This window comes from Streptomyces zaehneri (assembly GCF_032248645.1).
Lineage (GTDB): Bacteria > Actinomycetota > Actinomycetes > Streptomycetales > Streptomycetaceae > Streptomyces > Streptomyces coriariae.
In genome coordinates this window covers 202098-225931 of sequence record NZ_JASTTJ010000013.1, presented here as the reverse complement: position 1 = coordinate 225931, position 23834 = coordinate 202098, and the positions used below count along the sequence as shown (strand labels likewise).

At 72.8% G+C, this 23834-nt stretch carries 22 protein-coding genes and 1 pseudogene; 12 read left to right on the top strand and 11 right to left on the bottom strand.

Annotated features, from left to right (window positions below; genetic code table 11):
• Positions 1–250 precede the first annotated feature (250 nt).
• Positions 251–1099, top strand: coding sequence for an endo alpha-1,4 polygalactosaminidase (locus QQM72_RS22775; protein ID WP_314222702.1), 849 nt, complete (start codon positions 251–253; stop codon positions 1097–1099).
• On the opposite strand, the gene QQM72_RS22770 is transcribed toward QQM72_RS22775, so the two are convergent.
• Positions 1074–1919 (bottom strand): adenosylcobinamide-GDP ribazoletransferase, encoded by an 846-nt coding sequence (locus QQM72_RS22770; protein WP_314222701.1) that lies wholly within the window; start codon positions 1917–1919, stop codon positions 1074–1076. The genes QQM72_RS22775 and QQM72_RS22770 overlap by 26 nt on opposite strands.
• Positions 1920–1986: 67 nt before the next feature.
• Here QQM72_RS22770 and QQM72_RS22765 point away from each other — a divergent pair, with 67 nt between their 5' ends.
• Entirely contained in the window at positions 1987–2751 is a 765-nt protein-coding gene (locus QQM72_RS22765) for a hypothetical protein (protein ID WP_314222700.1), read from the top strand.
• On the opposite strand, the gene QQM72_RS22760 is transcribed toward QQM72_RS22765, so the two are convergent.
• The 3 genes from QQM72_RS22760 to cobT all read right to left on the bottom strand — a co-directional run bounded on the left by QQM72_RS22760 (position 2730) and on the right by cobT (position 6565).
• Complete coding sequence (locus QQM72_RS22760) at positions 2730–3563, bottom strand: hypothetical protein (RefSeq protein ID WP_314222699.1); 834 nt, start codon at positions 3561–3563, stop codon at positions 2730–2732. The genes QQM72_RS22765 and QQM72_RS22760 overlap by 22 nt on opposite strands.
• Positions 3560–5296, bottom strand: a complete 1737-nt coding sequence (locus QQM72_RS22755; RefSeq protein ID WP_314222698.1) for a phosphatidylglycerol lysyltransferase domain-containing protein — start codon at positions 5294–5296, stop codon at positions 3560–3562. The genes QQM72_RS22760 and QQM72_RS22755 overlap by 4 nt, the downstream gene beginning before the upstream one ends.
• Positions 5297–5368: 72 nt before the next feature.
• Positions 5369–6565 (bottom strand): nicotinate-nucleotide--dimethylbenzimidazole phosphoribosyltransferase, encoded by a 1197-nt coding sequence (cobT, locus tag QQM72_RS22750; RefSeq protein WP_314222697.1) that lies wholly within the window; start codon positions 6563–6565, stop codon positions 5369–5371.
• Between the two features lie 149 nt (positions 6566–6714).
• On the opposite strand from cobT, the gene QQM72_RS22745 reads away from it, so the two are divergent.
• On the top strand, positions 6715–7614 hold the full coding sequence (locus QQM72_RS22745; RefSeq protein ID WP_314222696.1) for a class I SAM-dependent methyltransferase: 900 nt from the start codon (positions 6715–6717) through the stop codon (positions 7612–7614).
• A 3-nt stretch (positions 7615–7617) separates the two neighbouring features.
• Here the strand turns inward: QQM72_RS22745 and QQM72_RS22740 are convergent, their stop codons facing one another.
• Positions 7618–8841 (bottom strand): bifunctional adenosylcobinamide kinase/adenosylcobinamide-phosphate guanylyltransferase, encoded by a 1224-nt coding sequence (locus tag QQM72_RS22740; RefSeq protein ID WP_314222695.1) that lies wholly within the window; start codon positions 8839–8841, stop codon positions 7618–7620.
• A 114-nt stretch (positions 8842–8955) separates the two neighbouring features.
• Between QQM72_RS22740 and QQM72_RS22735 the strand changes: the two genes are divergently transcribed.
• A complete protein-coding gene (locus QQM72_RS22735) occupies positions 8956–9168 on the top strand; it encodes a hypothetical protein (RefSeq protein WP_020130018.1) in 213 nt (70 codons plus the stop codon).
• A gap of 75 nt (positions 9169–9243) precedes the next feature.
• Here QQM72_RS22735 and QQM72_RS22730 read toward each other — a convergent pair whose 3' ends face one another.
• Complete coding sequence (locus tag QQM72_RS22730; protein WP_314222718.1) at positions 9244–9954, bottom strand: class I SAM-dependent methyltransferase; 711 nt, start codon at positions 9952–9954, stop codon at positions 9244–9246.
• Between the two features lie 83 nt (positions 9955–10037).
• Positions 10038–10634 (bottom strand): DUF3043 domain-containing protein, encoded by a 597-nt coding sequence (locus QQM72_RS22725; RefSeq protein ID WP_314222694.1) that lies wholly within the window; start codon positions 10632–10634, stop codon positions 10038–10040.
• Between the two features lie 318 nt (positions 10635–10952).
• Here QQM72_RS22725 and QQM72_RS22720 point away from each other — a divergent pair, with 318 nt between their 5' ends.
• The 6 genes and pseudogenes from QQM72_RS22720 (at position 10953) to QQM72_RS22695 (ending at position 17115) form a co-directional block, all read left to right on the top strand.
• A complete protein-coding gene (locus QQM72_RS22720) occupies positions 10953–11729 on the top strand; it encodes a PspA/IM30 family protein (RefSeq protein ID WP_314222717.1) in 777 nt (258 codons plus the stop codon).
• 34 nt (positions 11730–11763) lie between these two features.
• Positions 11764–12042: a PspA-associated protein PspAA gene (gene pspAA, locus QQM72_RS22715; RefSeq protein WP_314222693.1), complete on the top strand. Its 279-nt coding sequence runs from the start codon at positions 11764–11766 to the stop codon at positions 12040–12042.
• A 134-nt stretch (positions 12043–12176) separates the two neighbouring features.
• A complete protein-coding gene (locus QQM72_RS22710; RefSeq protein WP_314222692.1) occupies positions 12177–13400 on the top strand; it encodes a sensor histidine kinase in 1224 nt (407 codons plus the stop codon).
• Complete coding sequence (locus QQM72_RS22705; RefSeq protein WP_314222691.1) at positions 13397–14080, top strand: response regulator transcription factor; 684 nt, start codon at positions 13397–13399, stop codon at positions 14078–14080. The genes QQM72_RS22710 and QQM72_RS22705 overlap by 4 nt, the downstream gene beginning before the upstream one ends.
• A 13-nt stretch (positions 14081–14093) precedes the next feature.
• A pseudogene (locus QQM72_RS22700) lies at positions 14094–14639 on the top strand (efflux RND transporter permease subunit); the annotation flags it as partial.
• Between the two features lie 241 nt (positions 14640–14880).
• Positions 14881–17115: a protein kinase domain-containing protein gene (locus QQM72_RS22695; RefSeq protein ID WP_314222690.1), complete on the top strand. Its 2235-nt coding sequence runs from the start codon at positions 14881–14883 to the stop codon at positions 17113–17115.
• Between the two features lie 47 nt (positions 17116–17162).
• Here QQM72_RS22695 and nadA read toward each other — a convergent pair whose 3' ends face one another.
• On the bottom strand, positions 17163–18347 hold the full coding sequence (gene nadA / locus QQM72_RS22690) for a quinolinate synthase NadA (RefSeq protein ID WP_314222689.1): 1185 nt from the start codon (positions 18345–18347) through the stop codon (positions 17163–17165).
• Between the two features lie 277 nt (positions 18348–18624).
• Between nadA and QQM72_RS22685 the strand changes: the two genes are divergently transcribed.
• Positions 18625–18981, top strand: coding sequence for a HesB/IscA family protein (locus tag QQM72_RS22685; protein ID WP_015033024.1), 357 nt, complete (start codon positions 18625–18627; stop codon positions 18979–18981).
• A gap of 96 nt (positions 18982–19077) precedes the next feature.
• On the opposite strand, the gene QQM72_RS22680 is transcribed toward QQM72_RS22685, so the two are convergent.
• A complete protein-coding gene (locus QQM72_RS22680) occupies positions 19078–20913 on the bottom strand; it encodes a hypothetical protein (RefSeq protein WP_314222688.1) in 1836 nt (611 codons plus the stop codon).
• Positions 20914–21042: 129 nt separating this feature from the next.
• Positions 21043–21252: a hypothetical protein gene (locus tag QQM72_RS22675; RefSeq protein WP_267020338.1), complete on the bottom strand. Its 210-nt coding sequence runs from the start codon at positions 21250–21252 to the stop codon at positions 21043–21045.
• A gap of 130 nt (positions 21253–21382) precedes the next feature.
• Here QQM72_RS22675 and QQM72_RS22670 point away from each other — a divergent pair, with 130 nt between their 5' ends.
• Positions 21383–22357 (top strand): carbohydrate kinase family protein, encoded by a 975-nt coding sequence (locus QQM72_RS22670; RefSeq protein ID WP_314222687.1) that lies wholly within the window; start codon positions 21383–21385, stop codon positions 22355–22357.
• 1 nt (position 22358) lies between these two features.
• On the opposite strand, the gene QQM72_RS22665 is transcribed toward QQM72_RS22670, so the two are convergent.
• Positions 22359–23741 carry a cysteine desulfurase/sulfurtransferase TusA family protein gene (locus QQM72_RS22665; protein ID WP_314222686.1) on the bottom strand — a complete coding sequence of 461 codons (1383 nt, stop codon included), beginning with the start codon at positions 23739–23741 and terminating at the stop codon, positions 22359–22361.
• Positions 23742–23834 lie beyond the last annotated feature (93 nt).

The window sequence follows — 23834 nt, the reverse complement described above, 5'->3', positions numbered from 1 at the left end:
GCGGTCGTATCCGGGGGTGTGCCTCACCGGCGCGGCGAACCGGCGTGGCGGATCCCGGAATGAGCGTACGCGTGCGTGTGCGGTCGCTCACGCACGCGCGTGTTCACCTGTCGGTGGCGTCGTAGCCACTTCCCGATCCTCGCACCCCGCGCACCGGGCCACACCCTTCGGGTCGGGGTGGGAGGACGGCACGCGGCCGACATGGGCGATCATCGTCGGACACGTCGCCGCACATCCTGGAGCCCGCCCGGTGAGACGCCCGATCGCGCTGCTGCCCCTGCTCGCCCTGCTGCTGGCCGGCTGCGCCGCCACGCCGGACGGCGGCCGCGACCGGCCGGACGACGAGACGGGCGCCGGGACGGCGGACGGCGGGATCTGGCGGCCGGCCCCCGGCATCGACTGGCAATGGCAGTTGAGCGGCCGGCTGGACACCGGTGTCGACGTGCCGGTCTACGACATCGACGGCTTCGACCACACCGCGGCCACGGTCGCCGGCCTGCACGACGACGGCCGCAAGGTCATCTGCTACCTCTCCACCGGCGCATGGGAGGACTGGCGGCCGGACGCGGCGAAGTTCCCGAAGTCGGTGATCGGCAAGGGCAACGGCTGGGAAGGTGAACGCTGGCTCGACATCCGCGCGTTGGACGTCCTGGAGCCCCTCATGGCGGCGCGTCTCGACATGTGCCGCGAGAAGGGCTTCGACGCGGTCGAGCCGGACAACATGGACGGCTACAAGAACACCACGGGCTTCCCGGTCGAGGCCGCCGACCAGCTCCGCTACAACCGCCTCATCGCCGAACTCGCCCACGACCGGGGCATGTCGGTCGGGCTGAAGAACGACCTCGACCAGATCCCCGAACTCGTCGACGACTTCGACTTCGCGGTCAACGAACAGTGCGCCCAGTACGACGAGTGCGCGGACCTGACCCCCTTCATCGAGGCGGGCAAGGCCGTCTTCCACGTCGAGTACGAACTCCCCACGAGCGAGTTCTGCGCCGACTCCCGCCGGCTGCGGCTGAGTTCGCTGCTGAAGAAGTACGAGCTGGGCGTGTGGCGGGAAGCCTGTCAGCCGTTCAACGGCCCAGGCAGAACACCATGAGCGCGGTGGTCGCCGCCGTCTCCGCCAGACCGCCGAAGACGTCCCCGGTGACCCCGCCGAAGCGCCGCGTGCAGTGCCGCAGCAGCAGTTCGGCGACGACGAGGGCGGCGAGGACCGCGAGTGCCGGCCGGACGGCGTCGTACGGCTCGAACAGGGCGCCCGGCTCGATGTTCCCGAACAGGACGACGACGCCGCCCTCGTACGGTCCGCACCACGCTCCCAGGACCGCCGCCGCCAGCGTCACGGCGACCACGGTGAGCACCGCACCCCGCACCGGGACCACCCCGGCGACCGCCGCCCCCAGCCCCTCCGGGCGAGCGGCCGGCACCCCGGCGCGTGCCGCCAGGGTCAGCGCGAGCCGGGCGGCGGCCGCCGAGACGACGGCCGCCACCGCGCCCAGCGCCCACGAGGTGTCGTAGAGCTGCGTCAGCGCGGCCACCTGGGCGAGCAGCACGAGGACGAGCGTCAGCACGCCGAACGGGCCGATGTCGGACTGCTTCATGATCCGCAGCGCGTCCTCGGCGGGCTTGCCGCTGCCGAGTCCGTCGGCGGTGTCGGCCAGCCCGTCGAGGTGCAGACCGCGGGTCAGGACGGCGGGCACGGCGGCCGAGGCGACGGCGGCGAGCAGCGTGCTCGCGCCCAGGTACAACAGCAGCAGGCCGAGCCCGGCGGCGCAGCCGCCGACGACCAGCCCGACCACGGGCGCGCCCAGCATGCCCCCGCGCGCGGCCTCGCGGTCCCAGCGGGTCACCCTGACCGGGAGCGCGGTGAGGGTGCCGAAGGCGAAGCGGAGGCCGTCGAGGGGCGAGGTCGTGGACACGGCGGCAGACTAGCCCGGACGCCCCGCCCACGAGGCAGCCCACCCCCCACCTCGGGAGACTGGTGACATGGTCCAGTGGGTGCAGCGCAACATCGTCGAACCGGGCAAGGTCCCGCTGCTCATCGCCCTGACCGCGTTCGTCCTCACCTTCCTGATCACCCGGATCATCACGCGCCTCATCCGGGCGGGCAAGGGGCCCTTCGGCAACATCAGCTCCGGCGGGGTGCACATCCACCACGTGGTCCCCGGCGTCGTCCTGACCGTCGCGGGCGGCTTCGGCGCGGTGGCGAGCGGCCGGCACGGCTTCGGGGCGGGCGCCTTCGCGGTGGTCTTCGGCATCGGCACCGGCCTGGTCCTCGACGAGTTCGCGCTGATCCTGCATCTCGACGACGTGTACTGGACGGAGGCGGGCCGCAAGAGCGTGGAGGCCGTGGTCCTGACGGCAGCGCTGGGCGGACTGCTGCTGGTGGGCTTCTCGCCGTTCGGCGTCAACGACATGAGCCAGGACGAGCTCCAGGACCGGGGCGGTGTCATCTCGACCGTCGTGCTCAACTTCCTGTTCTCCCTGGCCGTGCTGAGCAAGGGCAAGGCCAAGATGGCCGTGTTCAGCGTCTTCATCCCGCTCCTGGGCCTGGTGGGCCTGGTACGGGTGGCCCGGCCCGGCTCGCCGTGGGCCCGCCGGTTCTACCGGCGGCGGCCGAAGGCCCGGGCGAAGGCGGTGCTGCGGGCCTATCGCCACGACCGCCGCTGGGCGGGGCCGCGCCGGGTGGTGGGGGACTGGCTGGGCGGGAAGACGACCGCGGAGCTCGCTCAGTCCGAGGAGCGGAACTGAGGGACCCGGTCCGGACCGGGCGCGTGGGCCGTACGGCGGCCGCGGGGCTTCGTGGCCGGCCGCGCCCCGTGGAGCGGCCGCGGACCGCCACCGCCCCGCGCGCCCCGGCGCAGCCGTGCGCCGGCACCGCCCCGCGGCCCCCCGGCGGGCCGCTCAGGACCCCGGGCGCGCCCGCGGCTCTCCGCCACCGCGCACAGCACCAGCACCGCCGCGATCGCCGCCAGATGCTCCGTGCCCGCCAGGTTGTCCTTGAGCAGCACCTCCACCACCATCGCGACGATCACCCCCGCCGCCGTCACGTACGCGCGGTAGCGCCAGCCCAGGAACACCGCGAGGCCGACCACGGCCGCCGACGGGCCGGTGTCCACGATCCGGGCGTCGGCGGCGGGCAGGCCGAACGGGCTGCCGGGGCCGAGAGCGATGCCCACGCGCGCGTACAGGGTGCCCGCGAGCGTGGCTGCGTAGGCGATGACGAGGGTCCGCCACCAGCCCAGGCACAGCTCCGCGATCCCGAACACCAGCAGGATCTGCGCGAGGGCGCCCCACACCGGCAGGTCCAGCGCGGGCACGAACAAGGACAGCGGGGTGCGCAGCAGGGCGAGCCCGAGCGGGTCCTCGGCCCGCACCGCCCCGAGGGCCTGGACCGGACCGTAGCCCCAGGTCCGGTTCTGCACGACCTGGGTCACCGACGTCAGACACACCGCCCCGGCGGTCATCGGGGCCGCCCGCCACCGGCGCCGCACCAGGGGGACGCGTACGGCCTCGTACAGCGGTCCCCACTCGGCGCGGGACCGGCGGGCGACCGCGTTCACCGGTGGGTCTCCAGGTGCCCCCGGCGCAGCCACTTCGGCAGCCCCGGCGCCTCCAGGAACCCCTCCGCCCGCGCCGACGCGACACCGATGCGGGGCAGGTCCGCGCTCTTCTCGAAGAGCAGGAAACGGGGCTCCCAGATGGGCCGGTACTTGGCGTTGGCGCGGTACAGCGACTCGATCTGCCACCAGCGGGAGAAGAAGCAGAGCAGCGACCGCCACAGCCGCAGCACCGGTCCGGCGCCCAGGCGCGCACCCCTTTCGAACACCGAACGGAAGACGGCGAAGTTCAGCGAGACCTGCGTGATCCGGGCCGCCCGGTCGTTGCGCTCCTCGCGGGCGTGCCGGAGCAGTTCGATGACCATGAACTCCATCAGCCCGTTGTCGCAGTCGCGGTCCCGCCGCATCAGGTCGAGGGAGAGCCCGTGCGGTCCCCAGGGCACGAAGGAGAGCAGGGCCCGCAGTTCGCCGCCGGCGTCGGCGCACTCCAGCATCACGCAGCGGCCGTCCCGAGGGTCCCCGAGCCGTCCCAGCGCCATGCTGAACCCGCGCTCGGTGGCCCCGTCGCGCCAGTCGTCGGCGCGCCGGACCAGGGCCGCCATCTCGTCGGCCGGGATGTCCTCGTGCCGTCGTACCCGCACCGTGTACCCGGCCCGGCGGATCCGGTTGCAGGCCTGCCGGACGGTCCGCATGGCCCGCCCCTCGAGGGTGAACTCGGCGACCTCGACCAGGGCCTCGTCCCCGAGCTCCAGCGCGTCCAGTCCGTGCCGGGCGTACACGGTCCCGGCCTCCTCGCTCGCGCCCATCACCGCCGGGATCCACCCGTGCGCCCGCGCCTCGGCGAGCCACGGCCCGATCGCCCCCGGCCAGGCCTCCGGATCCCCGAGCGGGTCCCCGGACGCCAGCGACACCCCGCCGAGGACGCGATAGGCGACGGCCGCCTTCCCGGTCGGCGACCAGCACACGCTCTTCTCCCGCCGCAGCGCGAAGTAGCCGAGCGAGTCCCGCTCACCGTGCCGGTCGAGGAGCTCCCGCAGCCGCTTCTCGTCGTCCTCGGTGAGCGGGTCGACGGCCCGCCGGGAGCGGAAGGCGGCGTACAGGACGGCCAGGACGAGCGCCGTGCTCAGCACGTTGACGGCGACGTCGACCCAGGTGGGCGGGGCGATGCCGGGGACGCGGTACTCGTCGGCGGCCACCGAGACCAGCCGCAGCGCGCCGTAGCGCCAGCGTTCGAGGAAGGTGGAGGGGGCGGACGCCCGGTTCGTGACCGTCACCAGCAGCGCGGCCAGCAGCGAGGCGCCCAGCAGCCCGCCGGCGCCGACGGCCGCGGCGAGCCTCGGATTGGACCGGTCGCCCTTCGCGTAGAACTCCCGCCGCCCCGCCAGCAACGCCACGACGAAGACGGCGGTCAGCGCGAGCGAGACCCAGTTCTGCGGGTGCCGCCGGACCTCCGGGAACGCCATGGCCAGCGCGAACAGCGCCAGGAACGCCCCGCTCAGGCCGAGGTTGAGGATCCACGCGGCCCGTTTGCGCCGCCGCATCGTGACGGCCAGGAACGCGGTGAAGACCCCGGAGGCGAAGCCGGCCGTGAGCAGATACGGCGTGAAGAGGTTCTCCTGGTTGTGCCGTCGGACGTCCTGCCCCAGGGAGACCCACACCGCACTGAGGAAGTTGACGAACGCGACGGCACGCAGGTACCAGACGGCGAAGGCGGCGGCGCCCCGGGTGTTGCCCATGAGCGGTGATCATATGGGTGCACTTCGGGGAATCCGCTCTTTTGGCGCCGCCTGTCCCTTTGAGCCGTTTCGCTACTCCGTTTCCCGCTTCTCCTGCTGCCGCTCGCCGGAGACCGCGGACGCCTCGGACGCGTCGGAAGTCACGGCCGCCTCTGCTGCTTCCGGCTCCACCGACTCCTCCGGCTCCACCGACCTCTCCATTTCCGTCGGCTCCTCCGGTTGCGCCGGCTTCTCGGGGAGTTCGGCCGCCAGTGCGGCGGCGGCCTGCACCAACGGGAGCGCGAGCAGGGCCCCGGCGCCCTCGCCGACCTTCACGCCCTGGTCCAGCAGCGGTTCCAGGGCCATCCGGTCGAGTGCCTTCGCCTGTCCCGGTTCACCGCTCTTGTGTGCGGCCAGCCACCAGTCCGGCGCCCGGAACGCGACCCGCTGGCCCACGAGCGCGCAGGCGGCCGCCACCACGCCGTCCAGCACCACGGGCAACTTCCGTACCGCGCACTGGAGCAGAAAACCCGTCATGGCGGCGAGATCGGCCCCGCCCACCGTCGCCAGCAGTTGCAACTGCTCCCCGAGCACCGGCCGCGCCCGCCTGAGCGCGTCCCGGACCGCCGCGCACTTGCGCATCCACGCCAGGTCGTCGATCGCCTCGCCGCCCCGCCCGGTCACCACGGACGCGTCGGTCCCGCACAGCGCGGCCACCAGCGCACCCGCGGCCGTCGTCCCGCCGACGCTGATGTCGCCGAGCACGACCAGGTCCGTGCCGGAGTCGGCCTCCTCGTCCGCGACGGACACGCCCGCCCGGAAGGCCGCCTCGGCCTCCTCGAGCGTGAGCGCGTCCTCGATGTCGATACGGCCGCTGCCGCGCCGCACCCGGTGCCGTACGACGTCCTCGGGGAACAGCTCCGGATCGCAGTCCAGCGCCATGTCCACGACGCGCACGGGCACGCCGAGCCGGCGGGCGAGCACGGAGACCGGACGGCCGCCCTCGATGACCTCGCGCACCAACTCCGAGGCGCTGCCCGCCGGTCGGGCGGAGACGCCGAGCTCGGCGATGCCGTGGTCGCCGGCGAACAGCACCACCCGCGGCCGCTCGACCGGCCGCACGGGCGACGAGCCCTGTGCCGCCGCCAGCCACTCACCCAGGTCGTCCAGGCGCCCCAGCGATCCGGGCGGCACGATCTGACGTTCCCGGCGCGCCTCCGCGTCGCGGCGCACCCCACCGTCGGGGCGCTCGATCAGATCGGTGAAGTCGTCGAGATTAAGCGAGCTCATTCGCCGAACAGTACCGGCACCGATCGAACAGTTCCGCGCTCCATCGCCACCACACCCGCGTGACGTCATTGCGCCCAAGATCGGTATCCCATACGTTCCGTTTTGTCGCTGATCGTCGTTCGCTCTCGATGTCATCCCCGGAGCCGCTCATGCCCCCCAGGCCCGTCCACGAGCCGCGCCGCGACGACTGCCCCTGGTGCGGCTCGAAGCGCCTGCGCACCCGGCTGCGCGCACCCGACCTGCGCCACCGCCGGCCGGGCACCTTCGTGGTCGACGAGTGCCGGGACTGCGCCCACGCCTTCCAGAACCCCCGCCTGACCCCCGAGGGACTGGCGCTGTACGGCGCCGAGGGCGCGCAACGGTCCGACCGCGGGCACCTCAGGGCGACGGCCCGGACGATGCTGCCCTTCCCCGAGCCGGAGAGCTGGCTGGACGTCGGCACGGGGGACGCGTTCTTCCCGGCGGCGGCGAGGGAGCTGTTCGCCTACACGGCGTTCGACGGGGTGGACCCGACCCCGCGAGTGGAGCGGGCGAGAGCCGCCGGCCGGATCGACGAGGCGTACCTGGGCCCGCTGACGGCACCGGAAGTGCTGTCCCGCCTGCGTGGCCGCTACGACGTGGTCAGCATGCTCCACCACCTGGAACACGCCCGGGACCCGAGGAGGGAGCTCGCGGCGGCGCTGACGGCCCTGCGGCCGGGCGGCCACCTCCTCGTGCAGCTCCCGGACCCGGCCAGCGCGTCCGCGGCCGTGCTGGGCAAGTGGTGGCACTCCTACGACCAGCCCCGCCACCTCCACCTGATCCCGCCGGCCAACCTGCGGGCCGAACTCGAGGCCCAGGGCTGCGAGATCGTCGTGACGGACCACCGCACGCCGCACACCCCGCACGACCTGTCGACGGCCGCCTCGCTCTACCTGAACCGGAGCCGGCTGCGCCGGACGGCCGGGCCGCTGACCGCCCTGGCCGCCGTACTCGACCACCTGCTGGCCCCCGCCCTGCGGCGCACGCGCTTCTCGAACGCCTACCAGGTCATCGCGCGCAGGAACTGACCGTCAGGCGCCCGCCACCGGTCCCCGCAACACCAGTGCCTGGCCGGCCACCACCAGGACCACCTCCTCGCACTCGGCGGCGACGGCCGCGTTCAGCCGCCCCAGTTCGTCCCGGTACCGTCGGCCCGACGCCGTGGCCGGCACGATCCCCGACCCCACCTCGTTGGAGACCAGGACGACGGTCCGCCGGGCCGAGCGCACGGCCTGGGCGAGTTCCACCACCCGCGCGCGCAGCGCCCGTTCGCCGCCGTCCGCCCACTGCGCGTCGTCCCACGCCCCGACGGAGTCCATGGCGTCCGTCAGCCACAGCGACAGACAGTCGATCAGCACTGGGGCACCGTCCTGCGCCAGCAGCGGCACGAGGTCGCAGGTCTCCACCGTCCGCCACGACCCCGGCCGCCGGTCGCGGTGCGTGGCGACCCGGGACGCCCACTCGGTGTCGCCGCCCCGGGTCCCGCCGGTGGCGACGTACTGCACGTCCGGGAAGGACTCCAGCCGCCGTTCCGCCTCCACCGACTTCCCCGACCGGGCCCCGCCCAGCACCAGCGTCCGCCGCGACACGTCCGGCACGTCCTCGTACACCCCCACGATCAACGTCGAGCCGTCCGGCACCGCCCGCGCCCCGGCCGCCGCGAGCCGCCGCCGCAACTCCGCGCCCGGCGGCACGTCATGGTCCAGGTGGACGGCGACCACGTCGGTCGCGGGCCCCACCGCGCCCACCGCCCGCAGCTTCGCCAGCGCGTCCGGGCGCCCCACCAGATCCGCCAGGACCATGTCGTAAGGCTCGGCGGCCTCCGACCCCTCCTCCAGGCCGGCCGGAGCGCCGCCGGGCGGCAGATACAGCAGCCGCTGCCCGTCCGGGCCGGCCACCGCGTACCCGGTGCCGGGCGCGTCCATCGCCACCGCCCGCACCCGATGCCCCGTCACCAGCGGCGACTCCCGCCAGTCCGGCACCCGGCCGGGCTGCGGCAGCCCGGCCGGCACCTCCACCGGGGGCCCGTCGTGCGGATGCGTCAGCAGCACCTGCCGCACCCCGCCCAGCGAATGCCCGGCCCGCGCGGCCGCGAACGCCAAACCCGGCGTCAGATCGAGCAACAGGGCCCCGTCGACGAGCAGCGCGGTCGCCGCCCGCGCGTCAGCCCCGAGCGAGGTCGCGCAGACGGCGCAGGAGCAGTCGGGGCGGGGCAGTCCCGCGGGGGCACCGGTACCGAGCAGAGTGACTTCCACGGAGCTGATTTTCGCGCGTCTGACCAGCTCTTGCGCATCCGACTAGGCTGCACAGCAGAAGCCGGACCAAGATCCGGCTTCTGCTCTGCACGTGGTCACAGCTGGGAGGCGTACATGGCGGCATGGACGTGGCGGTTCGAGAAGGCCGACGGGACGGAGGTCCAACCAGCGGTACAGCCCGAGGAGTTCACCACGCAGGGGGACGCCGAGTCCTGGATCGGGGAAGTGTGGAAGGACCTCCTCGAAGGCGGCGCGGACCAGGTGCGGCTCTTCGAGGACTCCGCCGAGATCTACGGCCCGATGAGCCTGCACGCGAACGAGGCGTAGCCCTGCGTCGGGGTGGTCGCCGCACGGCCACCCCGGCCACCGCTCACCCGTACGGGTGAAGAACGCCGGTCCGGCTCAGCCGCGCACCCCGCACAGATGCAGCAGCGCCGCCACCTGCCGGTAGGGGTCGGTCCGCCCGGCCCGCTCCTCGGCGGACAGCAGGCTCTCCCGCTGCCCCGCGTCCTGCGGGATCTCCGTCCCGTCCGCCGCCGTGTCCGTGAAGACCCGCACGCCGTACCAGGCCTGGAGCGGCGCCCCGATCCCGGCCAGCGTGTCGGTCAGCGTCGCCAGCCGGTCCGCCCGTACGTCGAGCCCCAGCCGGTTGCGGTAGGCGACGGTGTCGAAGGCGCCGAGCGCGCCCTTCCAGTCGCCCGACATGCCCGGCCGCATGGCCAGCGCGTCCGCGTTGCGCACCAGCAGCGACAGCAGCCCGCCCGGGGCCAGCATCCGCGCCAGCCCCGCGAGCAGCGCGTCCGGCTCCTCGACGTACATGAGCACGCCGTGGCAGAGCACCACGTCGAAACTGCCGGGCAGGAAGTGCACACCGGTGTCCCGGCCGTCGCCCTCGATGATCCGCATCCGCTCCCGGATGCCCTCGGGCTCGCCGCACAGCGCCTCCCGGGCCGCGGCGATCATCGTCGCGTCCCGTTCGAGCCCGGTCACCTGGTGCCCGAGCCGGGCCAGCCGCAGCGCCTGCGTGCCCTGGCCCATCCCGACGTCGAGCACCCGCAGCCGCTGCCCGACCGGGTAGCGCCCCGTTATCTGCTCGTCGAGCTGCCGGGCCACCAGCTCCTGTCGTACGACGTCACGCAGCCCACCCAGCCTGTTCAACCAGGCCTCGGCCGCACCCCCGGAGAAAGCCGCAGTGCTCAGGGCCGTGCTCCGCGCTTGATCTGCGGCTTGGGCAGCCGGAGCCGACGCATCTGGAGGGAGCGCATCAGCGCGTACGCCACCGCGCCCCGCCGGTTCTGGTCGGGGAAGCGCTCGGCGAGCTGGTTGCGCAGCCGGAAGCTCGTGACGAACGAGTCCAGCACGATCAGCACGATCACGACCAGCCACAGCAGCAGCGCGATGGTCTGGAGCGAGCCCACCCGCACCATGCTCAGCACGAGGATGACCACGGCCATCGGCAGGAAGAACTCCGCCACGTTGAACCGGGAGTCGATGAACTCGCGCGCGAACTTGCGGACGGGGCCCTTGTCGCGGACCGGCAGATACCGCTCGTCCCCGCCGGCCAGCGCCTGGCGCTGCCTGTCCAGCTGGGCGCGGCGCTCGCTGCGCTGCCGCTTGGCGGCGTCCTTGCGGGACGTCGAGGTGTTGGCGACGCTGCGGCGCTGGGACTGGGCCTCACTGCGCTTGGGCGTGGGCCTGCCCTTCTTGGCCTGCGGGTCACGGGGCTGCATGGAGTCGGTCACCACGGCCTTGTCGGCGGGGGCCTTCTCTTCCTTGGCACGGCTACGGAACACAAAACCCAAGGGTAAGCGCTCGCGGGCATGGACCCCAGCCCCGAGGGGAACGATCCGGCAACACCAGTCGTCTGTAGAGGGGACAGACCAGGACAGGAGCGGGAAACAGGGGGCGCAGGGTGACCGATCGCTCACCCTGAAGGTCACCTACTCCCTACGCCGGAGCAAGGTCTTGGTCAGTCGTCCTTGGGGATGAGCGCATCCGTCCCCGAACAGTGCGTCAATGGATGCAGGGCCCGTACTGTGGGTTCTGTCGCAGAGCTGGAGCTGGACGTCAGAAGGGGGCGCGCGAAGCCCATGAGCGGTGTCATGAAGCGTATGGGGATGATCTTCCGCGCGAAGGCGAACAAGGCCCTTGACCGGGCCGAGGACCCGCGCGAAACCCTCGACTACTCGTATCAGAAGCAGCTGGAGCTTCTCCAGAAGGTCCGCCGCGGTGTCGCCGACGTCGCGACCTCGCGCAAGCGCCTGGAACTCCAGCTGAACCAGTTGCAGTCCCAGTCCTCCAAGCTGGAGGACCAGGGCCGCAAGGCGCTCGCGCTCGGCCGTGAGGACCTCGCCCGCGAGGCGCTCTCCCGCCGTGCGGCGCTCCAGCAGCAGGTCACCGACCTCGAGACGCAGCACTCCACGCTCCAGGGCGAGGAGGAGAAGCTCACCCTCGCGGCCCAGCGCCTGCAGGCCAAGGTGGACGCCTTCCGTACGAAGAAGGAGACCATCAAGGCCACCTACACAGCCGCCCAGGCCCAGACCCGGATCGGCGAGGCCTTCTCCGGCATCTCCGAGGAGATGGGCGACGTCGGCCTGGCCATCCAGCGTGCCGAGGACAAGACCGCCCAGCTCCAGGCCCGCGCGGGCGCCCTCGACGAGCTCATGGCGTCCGGCGCCCTGGACGACCCGACGGGCATCGCGAAGGACGACCTCCAGGCCGAGCTGGACCGGCTCTCCGGTGGTACGGATGTAGAGCTGGAACTGCAGCGCATGAAGGCCGAGCTCGCCGGGGGCGGCTCGGCCGGCCAGCAGGCCATCGAAGGTGGCACGAGCCAGCCGCAGTCCCAGCAGCAGCCGCAGGACACCCCGCGCTTCGACAAGCAGTAGCCCGGCGCCGGGGACCGGAGCCGAGGAGGGCGACATGATCGTACGGATCATGGGGGAGGGCCAGTGGAAACTGGCCGACTCCCATCTCGTCGAACTGAACACGCTGGACGACGAGCTGCTCGCGGAGATGGAGAGCGGCGACGAGGACGGCTTCCACCGCACCCTCGGCGGCCTGCTGGACGCCGTCCGCCGCCTCGGCGACCCGCTGCCGGACGACGCCCTGGAACCCTCGGAACTGATCCTCCCGGCCCCGGACGCGAGCCTGGAGGAGGTCCGGGAGATGCTCAGCGACGACGGCCTGATCCCGGGCTGAGGGCGGCGACCTCTCGGCGCCGGTCACGGCTTCCAGCCCGTCCGGCGATCGAGGACGAGGCCCGTTCGGGGCCGACAACGGGGTCTGGGGACGGCAGCCCCAGCTACGGCGAGGAAAGCGACGGCAACCAGAAAGTGACCCTCCTTTCCCGGGCCGAGTGCCGGCTCAAGGCGCACCCCCTCGCCCTGGACGCGGGCCTGGCCGCGGGCGTGCTGCTCTGCATGCTGGCCGGTTCCTTCGTCGACCCGCACGGAGGGCACGGCGTCAGCTGGCGCATCCGCAGCCCGGACCCGCTCAGCCTGCTGCTGATGACGCTCTCCGCCGTCGCCCTCGTCTTCCGCCGCAGCGCCCCCATGACGGTCCTCGCCCTCACCGGCGCCGCCTCCGTGGCCGAGTCAGTCACCGGCGACCCGCGGGCCCCCGTCGCCATGTCCGCCGTGATCGCCCTCTTCACCGTCGCCGCCACCACCGACCGCGCCACCACGGTGCGCGCCGGTCTGCTCACCATGACGATCCTCACCGGCGCGGCCATGCTCGCCGGACCGCTGCCCTGGTACGCCCAGGAGAACCTGGGGATCCTCGCCTGGACCGGCATCGGCGCCACCGCCGGCGACGCGGTCCGCAGCCGCCGGGCCGTCGTCCAGGCCATCCGGGACCGCGCCGAGCGCGCGGAGCGCACCCGGGAGGAGGAGGCCCGCCGCCGGGTCGCCGAGGAGCGCCTGCGCATCGCCCGCGACCTGCACGACGTCGTCGCCCACCACATCGCCCTGGTCAACGTCCAGGCCGGGGTCGCCGCGCACGTCATGGACAAGCGGCCCGACCAGGCCAAGGAGGCCCTCGCCCACGTGCGCGAGGCCAGCCGCTCCGCGCTCAACGAACTGCGGGCCACCGTCGGGCTGCTGCGCCAGTCCGGCGACCCCGAGGCCCCCACCGAGCCCGCACCCGGCCTGGACCGGCTCGACGAACTGGCCGGCACCTTCCGCAGCGCCGGCCTCCAGGTCGAGGTGGCCCGTACCGACCACGGGACCAAGCTCCCGGCCGCCGTCGGCCTGGCCGCCTACCGGGTCATCCAGGAAGCCCTCACCAACGTCCAAAAACACGCGGGATCCGAGGCGAAGGCCGAGGTCAGCGTCGTACGCGTGGGACCGCACATCGAGGTCACGGTCCTCGACGACGGGCGCCCCGCGGACGACGGGCCCCCGGCGGCCGGCGGCGGCCACGGCCTGCTCGGCATGCGCGAGCGCGTCACCGCCCTGCGCGGCACCCTCACCACCGGTCCCCGCTACGGAGGCGGCTTCCGCGTCCATGCGATCCTGCCCGTCAAGACCCGCACGGCCACCACGGGGGAGAACGCATGACCATCCGTGTCCTGCTCGCCGACGACCAGGCGCTGCTGCGCAGCGCGTTCCGCGTGCTCGTCGACTCGGAGTCCGACATGGAGGTGGTCGGCGAGGCGTCCGACGGCGCCGAGGCGGTCCGGCTGGCCAGGGAGCAGCGCGCCGACGTCGTCCTGATGGACATCCGCATGCCCGGTACGGACGGTCTCGCCGCGACCCGGCTGATCAGCGCCGATCCCTCCCTCGCGCAGGTCAGGGTGGTCATCCTGACGACGTTCGAGGTCGACGACTACGTGGTGCAGTCGCTGCGGGCCGGCGCCTCCGGCTTCCTCGGCAAGGGCAGCGAGCCGGAGGAGCTGCTGAGCGCGATACGGGTCGCCGCCGGCGGGGAGGCCCTGCTCTCGCCGACCGCCACCAAGGGCCTGATCGCCCGCTTCCTTGCCCAGGGCGGCGCGATGGACGACGCACACGACCCGGCCCGCTCGGCCCGGCTGGACGCACTCACCGTGCGCGAGCGCGAGGTCCTCGTGCAGGTCGCCGGCGGCCACTCCAACGACGAGATCGCCGAGCGCCTCGAGGTCAGCCCGCTCACCGTGAAGACGCACGTCAACCGGGCCATGGCCAAACTGGGCGCGCGCGACCGGGCCCAGCTCGTGGTGATCGCGTACGAGTCGGGGCTGGTACGTCCGAGGGTGGAGTGAGCCCGGCTCCTGCGTACTGCGCCCGGACTTCTTCGACCAGGGCGAGCAGCAGGTCCTGACGGTCAAGCAGGAGCTGAAGCCGGGCACCAGCCTGGCCGCGACCGACGCCCAGGCGAAGAAGGTCGAGCAACTCCTAGCCGGTACCGAGGGCGTGAAGGACCACCAGGGCACCATCGGCTCCTCCGGCTTCATGGCGGCCTTCGGCGGCGGCACCGACACCAACCAGGCCTCCTACCAGGTGATGATCGAGGACTCCGCGTCGTACAAGGACGTCCAGAAGCGGGTCGAGGCCGGGCTGAAGAAGCTCGACGGCATCGGCACGACCACCGTCGCCGCCGGTGACGGCTTCGGCAGCCAGGACCTGAGCGTCGTCGTGAAGGCGGCCGACGCGGGTGTGCTGCGCACGGCCGCCGAGCAGGTCCCGGAGGCCGTGGCCGGCCTCGACGACGTCACGGACGTGACCAGCGACCTCTCGCAGAGCGTGCCGCGCATCTCGGTCGAGGCGAACGCCAAGGCCGCCGCGGCCGGCTTCATCGCCCAGCCGCTGGCGGTGGTCGTGATCGGCGGTCTGATCACCTCGACCCTGCTCACCCTGCTGCTCGTCCCGACGCTGTACGCGATGCTCGAACTCCGCAAGGAGCGCCGGGCGAGGAAGCGTGCCGCGAAGCGACAGCCCGCGCGGCCCGAGAAGACCCCGGAACCTGCCGGGGTCTGACGCCGCGGCGCCGATGCCCCTTCCCCCGTACGGGTTCCCTATCCTGTGAACTCGAACTGCTCGGCGGGGGAAGGGGACCGGGGCGTTGGCGCTGCACAAGGACGACCCGAAGGCGCTCGGCGGATACCGGATCGTGGACCGGATCGGATCCGGAGGCATGGGCGTCGTCTACCTGGGCCGGTCCCGTTCGGGGCGTGAGGTCGCCGTCAAGGTGGTGCACGCCCAGTACGCGCAGGACAAGGTCTTCCGGGCCCGCTTCCGGCAGGAGATCGACGCCGTCCGCAAGGTGAGCGGTGCCTTCACCGCCCCGGTCGTGGACGCCGACCCGGAGGCCGAACGGCCCTGGATGGCCACCCAGTACGTGCCCGGACCGGCCCTCTCCGCCCGGATCCGGAGCGCCGGCCCGCTGAAGGGCGGCGAGCTGCGCCGGCTGGCCCTGGGCCTGGTGGAGGCGCTGCGGGACATCCACCGGGCCGGGGTCGTCCACCGCGACCTCAAGCCCTCCAACGTCCTGATGGCGCAGGACGGCCCCCGCGTCATCGACTTCGGCATCTCCCGGGCCGCCGAGAACCAGACCCTCACCGAGACCGGCCACGCCATCGGCACCCCGCCGTTCATGTCCCCGGAGCAGTTCAAGGACGCCCGGTCGGTCGGCCCCGCCTCGGACGTCTTCTCCCTCGGCGCGCTGCTGGTGTTCGCCGCGACCGGCCGCGGTCCCTTCGACGCCGACAGCCCCTATCTGACGGCGTGGCGGGTGATGCACGAGGAACCGAAGGTGGACGCGGTAGCCGAGCCGCTGCGCGCGATCATGATCCGCTGCCTGGCCAAGGACGCCGACGACCGGCCCGGACTCGACGAGCTGGCCGGGGAGTTCGCGCGGGCGCTGCCCGAACCCGCGGCGGGCGACATGGAGACGGTGACCCTGCGTCTGCCGTCCGCGCCCGCGGCGGGCGAGGAGCCGGGACCGGCCGCGGCCGCGCCCCGCACGGGCCGCCGCTCCCGGCTGCGCCGGTGGCCGGTCCTCGCCGGGATGGCGGGCCTGCTGGCCGTTTCGCTCACCGGCTACCTCCTGTTCGACCCCTTCAAGGGGAACGACAAGGCGGCGGACTCGGACGTCGCCGGCTCCGGGGCGCCCAGCTGGGATCCGCTGCCCGACGGCTGGAAGCCCTGGCGGACCTCGGTGTTCGGCACCGCCGCGAGCGGGGTGAGGAAGCCGCTGGGCGGCGGGGACTCCGGCACCGGCACCTCCCTGTCCTGTGCCATGGGCGAGGGTGCTCTGTACTGCGGCGGCAACGGCACCCTCCCGGTCCGTGTCGACGGGGCGACGGGCCGGCTCGTCTGGCGGGCCGAATCCGTGCCCCCGGGCGTGGCGCAGAAGGCATACGGCAGCGTGGTCCTCGGGGTGCACGACGGCGTGCTGCTGGTCTCCCAGTTGGTCCAGAACGGCGCGGGCACCGACCAGACCAGCACCGCCGTGGCCCTCGACGCCGCCACCGGCAAGCGGCTCTGGTCGCGCACGCTGCACCAGACGACCCCTGTCGACCCCGCGGTCGTGGGTGATCTGCTGATGACCGCGGACGGCTACCGCGTGACCGCCCGCGAACTGCGCGACGGCTCCGAGCGCTGGACGGCCACCCTGCCCGCCGGGCCCACCTACGGCTGCGAGTTTTACGACGTCGACGGCGTCCCGTACGCCGGCTGCACCGACGCGGGTACACCGTCACGCACCGTGTTCTACGCCGTCGACCCGGCCGACGGCTCGACCCGGAAGGTGAGCGTGCCGGACGGCGACGCCGTCCACGTCGGCGCTGTCGGCGGCGATCTGGCCTTCGTGATGTTCGTCCCGCGGGACGAACGGAGTTCCGCGGAGTCGGCGTACGCCGAGGTCCTGCTGATCGACCCGGACACCGGCGCCGTACGCAGGAGGAAGCTGGCGGGCGACCCGCGCGGCGAGGCGGCGCTGGTGGGCGGAGTGCTCTGTTTCGCCTCCTCCGCGGGGCAGCTGGTCGCCCACTCGCCCGAGACGGGCGAGCAGCTGTGGCAGACCTCGACGACCCTTCAGCAGCCCGGCACTCCCGTCGCCGACGGGCAGGGGCGTGCCGTGTTCGCGGCCAGCGCCTCCGGACGGGTCGCCGCCCTCGACATCGAGACCGGCAGCCTGTTGTGGGAGTCCCCCGCACGGGCCGAGCAGGTTGTCGGGGCCGGCTATGCCGCGGCGCGGGTGTTCCGCGACGAGGGCGCCCTGGTGGTGCTCAGCCCCGACGGGACGGTCTTCACGCTGGACCCGGCCCACCCCGACCGGGAGCCGCTGTCGGGGTGACCCGGGCGCACGGCGTCCGGCTACGGCAGGGGGCCGGGGAAGCACGGCTACGGCAGCGCCAGCATCCGCTCCAGCGCCAGCTTCGCGAACGCCTCGGTCTCCCGGTCGACCTGGATCCGGTTGACCAGCTTGCCGTCGGCGAGGGACTCCAGGGTCCAGACCAGGTGGGGGAGGTCGATCCGGTTCATCGTCGAGCAGAAGCAGACCGTCTTGTCGAGGAAGACGATCTCCTTGCCCTCGGGTGCGAAGCGGTTCGCCAGCCGGCGCACCAGGTTCAGCTCCGTGCCGATGGCCCACTTCGAGCCGGCCGGGGCCGCCTCCAGCGCCTTGATGATGTACTCGGTCGAGCCGACGTAGTCCGCCGCGGCCACGACCTCGTGCCGGCACTCGGGGTGCACGAGCACGTTCACGCCGGGGATCCGGGCGCGGACGTCCTCGACCGACTCCAGGCTGAAGCGGCCGTGCACCGAGCAGTGGCCCCGCCACAGGATCATCTTCGCGTCGCGCAGCTGCTCGGCGGTCAGCCCGCCGTTGGGCTTGTGCGGGTTGTACAGGACGCAGTCCTCGAGGGACAGGCCCAGGTCCCGTACGGCGGTGTTGCGGCCGAGGTGCTGGTCCGGCAGGAAGAGGATCTTCTCGCCCTGTTCGAAGGCCCACTCCAGGGCCCGCTGGGCGTTGGAGGAGGTGCAGATCGTGCCGCCGTGCTTGCCCGTGAACGCCTTGATGTCCGCGGACGAGTTCATGTACGAGACGGGCACGACCTGATCGGCTATGCCGGCCTCGGTCAGCACGTCCCAGCACTCGGCGACCTGCTCGGCGGTGGCCATGTCGGCCATCGAGCACCCGGCGGCGAGGTCGGGGAGGACCACCTTCTGGTCGTCGGACGTCAGGATGTCCGCGGATTCGGCCATGAAGTGCACACCGCAGAACACGATGTACTCGGCCTCCGGGCGGGCGGCCGCGTCCTTGGCCAGCTTGAAGGAGTCGCCCGTGACGTCGGCGAACTGGATTACCTCGTCGCGCTGGTAGTGGTGGCCGAGCACGAAGACCTTGTCACCGAGCTTCTCCTTGGCGGCGCGGGCCCGCTCGACCAGGTCCGGGTCCGAGGGCGAGGGCAGGTCGCCGGGGCACTCGACGCCCCGCTCGCTCTTCGGGTCCGCCTCACGGCCGAGCAGCAACAGGGCGAGCGGAGTCGGCTGTACGTCGAGCTCCGTGGTCTGGGCGGTGGTCACGGCACGCACCCTTTCTACTTTTCGTCGATCTGACGTTATCTATCATAACCCGCTTCACGTCACTTTGACGATGGTCATCGCGTCGATGTGACGTGAATCCCGCGCCCCGGCCGGCGCCGCTCCGAAGGCCGCTGTCCGCCGCATCGCGCGTGTGCGAGCATGAAGGGCAAGAAGAGGAAAGAAGTGGAAACACGACTCCTCGGCGCGGAATGAATCCGCGGCCCCGACGGTTGGAAACGTCGGCAAGCAGTCTCCGTACAACCCGGGAGAGATGTAGATGTCCGTATCGGACGAGAAGACCACTGTCAGCGACGGCATCCTCCTGTCCGACGCCGCCGCGGCGAAGGTCAAGGCCCTGCTCGACCAGGAAGGCCGCGAGGACCTGGCACTGCGCGTCGCCGTTCAGCCCGGTGGCTGCTCCGGCCTGCGCTACCAGCTCTTCTTCGACGAGCGTTCGCTCGACGGTGACGTGGTGAAGGACTTCGACGGCGTCAAGGTCGTCACCGACCGGATGAGCGCCCCGTACCTGGGCGGCGCCTCCATCGACTTCGTCGACACCATCGAGAAGCAGGGCTTCACGATCGACAACCCGAACGCGACGGGCTCCTGCGCCTGCGGCGACTCCTTCAGCTAGGTCGCCCGTTCGCACCGCTGGACGACACGTTGGCGGCGGCCCCTTCGACGGGGCCGCCGCCTTCTCGTTCGCGCCGCGCGAACCGCTCGCCGGGCGTTACCGGACCTGCGGCAGCCGCGCGCCCGCCTTCTCCAGCGGGATCGCCGCACCGTCCGACCCGACGACCTTGCGGCTGCCCAGCGACGCGTCCAGGTGCACGGTCTGGTGGTACTCCTTGGCGATCAGGATGCAGACCTTGTCCTTCCACGGAGTCTCGGTCACGGTGACCTTCACCTCGTCACCGCTCTCGGTCGCCGTGGCCTTGTAGTCGCCGCACACCCCACCGGTGAAGCTCACGACCAGATCGTCGCCCTCGGCGGTGTAGCCGTCCACCTTCACGTCCCGCGTCCCCGAGGAGGCGGTCGGCGACGGCGTCGGCGTCGTGGCGGACTTCAGATACGCCGGCTCGACGGCCGGCTGCGTCACCGTGTAGCCGCCCGCGACCCCTGCGGCCTTCACGTCGAACAGCCAGGACGGTACGAGCACCTGCCGTCCGCCCGAGGTGTGCGGGGCCAGTCCGAGCACCGCGTCCTCGACCGTCGCCGTCTGCGCCTGGGGGGCCGCCGTGGACGAACCGCACGGACTCTCCAGCCGGTCCTTCAGCGGCACCGGACCGGCGCAGCCGCCGATGCCCATCCGGTGGTCCGTCCCCGGCGCCGCGTTCAACGCGTCGAGGGCCTCCCGCGCGCTCAGCAGCGGGTACGTGTCGCCCTTCACGGGCGGCTCCAGCTGCCCGTTCCCGCCGACCACCGCGCCCTGGGCGTCGACGCTGATCCCGGTCGTCCAGCCGTAGGTGGGCAGCTCGCCGAACACGGGGTCGGCGTTCACCACCCGCTGGCTTCCCATGACCTGGCTCGCGTCGATCTGGGCGCCGTCCTGCCCGACCGCCTCGAGAACCGGCGCCGCCGCCTTCTTCGCGGCAGCCTCGCTCACCGGGGCGGCGGATCCGGCCGGGGGAGTCGCCGTGCACTTGTCGGTGCCGGCCGTGCAGTTGTCGGTGCCGGGCGTGTACCGGGTGAACGTCCACATCCCCGGCGCCTGCCGGTTCACCCGGAGTACCGGGCCGGAGCCGTCGTTCCCGGCGCCGACCTTCCACGCCTCGCCGTCGACGACCGGCGTCCCCTCGGCCCCCAGTGCCTTCGCCAGCCGGGCCACCTCGTCCTTCGTGACCTCGCCCTTCGCCCAGTACACGGGCGCGGAGCCGGGACCGTCGGGAAGGGCGCCGGCGGCCTTGTAGGTCACCCCGTAGGGGTTCGGCTCGCCGGGTGCGATGCCGCTCGTGCCGCCCTCGGGGGTACCCGTACCCGTGGAGTAGCCGTCCAGGACGAGTGCCGCGGGCGTGCCGTCCCCGGACGGTGAACCGGCGCCGGCGCCCCCACCTGAGCCGCCGACCGCACTGGAGGTCAGATAGGCCCCGCCCCCGCCCACCAGCAGCACGGCGGCCGCGACGGAGGCGATGAGGACGGGGGAGCGGCGGCGCGGGCCGGCCGGGGGCGCGTCGTCGGCCACCGGCCCGACGACGTGCTCGTCCGCGCCCTCGTCCGCGCCGGAACCGGAATCGGCCGGCACCTCGCCGACATCGGCGCCGACGCCCGCCTCGGACGCGGCGGCCCGCACACCGGCGTCGGTGTCCGCGTCCGCAGGGTCCGCGTCCGCGGTGCCGGTGTCCGCGGTGGTGTCGGCCTCGGATAGGGCGGAGGCCCCGGCATCGGAGCCGACGGGAGTGCCGGTCGGCTCGGCCTCCTCGTCGGCGACCCCGGCCGCTGTGGCCGGCGCGTCCTCGGCCCGCGCCTCCTGGACCTCGGTCTCCGGGACCTCGGCCTCGGCCGTCTCCGAACCCGTCTCCTCCGGCTCACGCGCGGCGTCGTCGTTCTCGGGTCGCTCGGTGTTCACCGCATCGCTCCTTCGGCTGCCCTGCTGTCGTACCCCACATCCCCTTTACGGGGGACGGCGATGGGACGCGACGGGGGAGCGCACGGTTCCCTCCCGAGCGCCGTACCGAAGGAAATCGAGGGATTACCCCTAGTTGCCGTAGTCCGGCATCGCCTCCAGGAGCCGCGCCGACGCCGCCGGAACGATCACGCCGAGGATGAGTGACGGGGAGACCGGACGGGAAGTGATCTTCTCCGGGGCGGCCCAGTGCCGAGCCATCCGGGCGCCGTCACCGCGCAGCGACGCCAGGTCGCCGTCGAGGTCGGCCGGAGCGGGGGCGTGGACCTTGAGGTTCGTCATAGCCGAACCGTATGCACGCCGGAGCCCGCGAAGAAAGATCTACTATCGGGTAGTTTCGGCTGCTTCAGTGGCGCGGGTCGACCGGGTAGCGTGAACTGTCAATCCCCCTCCCCTCAGGAGAGTCCACGCCGTGCGCATCGCAGTCACCGGCTCCATCGCCACCGACCACCTCATGACGTTCCCCGGCCGCTTCGCCGACCAGCTCGTCGCGGACCAGCTGCACACGGTCTCGCTCTCCTTCCTGGTCGACAACCTGGACGTGCGCCGGGGCGGCGTGGGCGCGAACATCGCCTTCGGCATGGGCCAGCTGGGGACCGACCCGATCCTGGTCGGCGCCGCGGGCGCGGACTTCGACGAGTACCGGGCCTGGCTCGACCGGCACGGCGTCGACACCGGGTCGGTCCGTATCTCCGAGACCCTGCACACCGCCCGCTTCGTGTGCACCACCGACGCCGACCACAACCAGATCGGCTCCTTCTACACCGGTGCGATGAGCGAGGCCCGCCTCATCGAGCTGAAGACCGTCGCCGACCGGGTGGGCGGCCTGGACCTGGTCCTGATCGGCGCCGACGACCCGGAGGCGATGCTCCGGCACACCGAGGAGTGCCGTACCCGCTCGATCCCCTTCGCGGCCGACTTCTCCCAGCAGATCGCCCGTATGAACGGCGACGAGATCCGGATACTGCTGGAGGGCGCGACGTACCTGTTCTCCAACGAGTACGAGAAGGGCCTCATCGAGTCCAAGACGGGCTGGACGGACGCCGAGATCCTCTCCAAGGTCGGCCACCGCGTCACCACCCTCGGCTCGCGCGGCGTCCGTATCGAGCGGGCCGGCGAGGACCCGATCGAGGTCGCCTGCCCGGAGGAGGAGGCCAAGGTCGAGCCCACGGGCGTCGGTGACGCCTTCCGCGCCGGCTTCCTCTCCGGCCTGGCCTGGGGCGTCTCCCACGAGCGCGCCGCGCAGATCGGCTGCATGCTCGCCACCCTCGTGATCGAGACGGTCGGCACCCAGGAGTACCAGCTGAGCCGCGCCCACTTCATGGAACGCTTCACCAAGGCCTACGGCGACGACGCCGCCACCGAGGTCCGGGGGCACCTGGCCTGACTCAGGACAGCCGGCGGACCACATAGGCCGAGCCTCGGTCCGCCGGCTCCTCACCGACGTACTCCTGCTCCCGCATCTCGCACCAGGCGGGGATGTCCAGACGGGCCGCCTCGTCGTCGGACAGCACCCGCACCGTGCCTCCGACCGGCACCTCCCCGATGACCTTCGCCAGCTCGATGACGGGAATCGGACACCGCTTGCCCAGCGCGTCCACGACGAGCTCGTCGCCGCGTACGGCGGCACCGGTTACCGCAACGGGCGCCCCGAGCTTCTCCCGCACCCCCGCCACCGCCCCCGGCAGCACGGCGAGGAACCGCTCGACGTCCTCCCCGGCGGTCCCCGGCGGCAGCGAGACCCGCACGTTCCCCTCACTCAGCACCCCCATCGCCTTCAGCACGTGGCTGGGCGTCAGCGTGCTGCTGGTGCAGGACGACCCGGAGGAGACGGAGAACCCCTCCCGGTCCAACTCGTGCAGCAGCGCCTCCCCGTCGACGTACAGACAGGAGAAGGTGACGATCCCCGGCAGCCGCCGCAGCGGGTCCCCGACGACCTCCACATCCGGTACGACGGCGGCCACCCGCGCCCGGATCCGCGCCGTCAGCTCCCGCAGCCGTACGGCCTCGGCCGCCGCCTCCGCCCGCGCCGCCCGCAGCGAGGCCGCCGCGGCCACGATCGCCGGAATGTTCTCGAACCCGGCCGCTCGCCCCGACTCCCGCTCGTCCACCGGCCCCTGGACGGCGAACCGCACCCCCTTGCGCACCGCGAGAAGCCCCACCCCGGACGGCCCGCCCCACTTGTGCGCGCTCGCCGCCAGCAGCGACCAGGGCCCCTCCACCGGCCCCCAGCCGAGCGACTGCGCCGCGTCCACCAGCAGCGGCACCCCCGCCTCCCGGCACAGCTCGGCCACGGCCGCCACCGGCTGCTCGGTCCCCACCTCGTGGTTGGCCGACTGGAGACAGGCCAGCGCGGTGTCGGACCGCAGGGCGTCGCCGTACGACTCGACGGCGACCACACCGGTCCTGGCCACCGGGACCCGGGTCACCGCCCCGCCCTCCGCCTCGAACGTCTCTGCCGAATGGAGTACCGAGGAGTGTTCGACGGCTGACACGATCAGGTGACGTCCGAGCCGCCGTCGCCCGGCCAGCGCGCCCGCGATCCCGGTGTGCACGGCCCGCGTTCCGGAAGCGGTGAAGACCAGTTCGTCCGGCCGGCAGCCCACCGCCTCGGCGGCCGCCTCCCGGGCGGCGTCGAGCAGCATCCGTGCCCGCCGCCCCTCGCGGTACAGCCGGGCAGGATCGGCCCACCCCTCGTCGAGCGAGGCCAACAGGGCCTGGCGGGCCACGGGATGCAGGGGAGCGGCGGAAGCGGCGTCGAAGTAGGACACACGGCAACGGTAGAGCGCCGGTGAGGCCGGCGCCCCGGGGCGCGGGGAACCGCGCGACAGGCCACAGCGGCCCGCAGCCGCCATACATGCCGC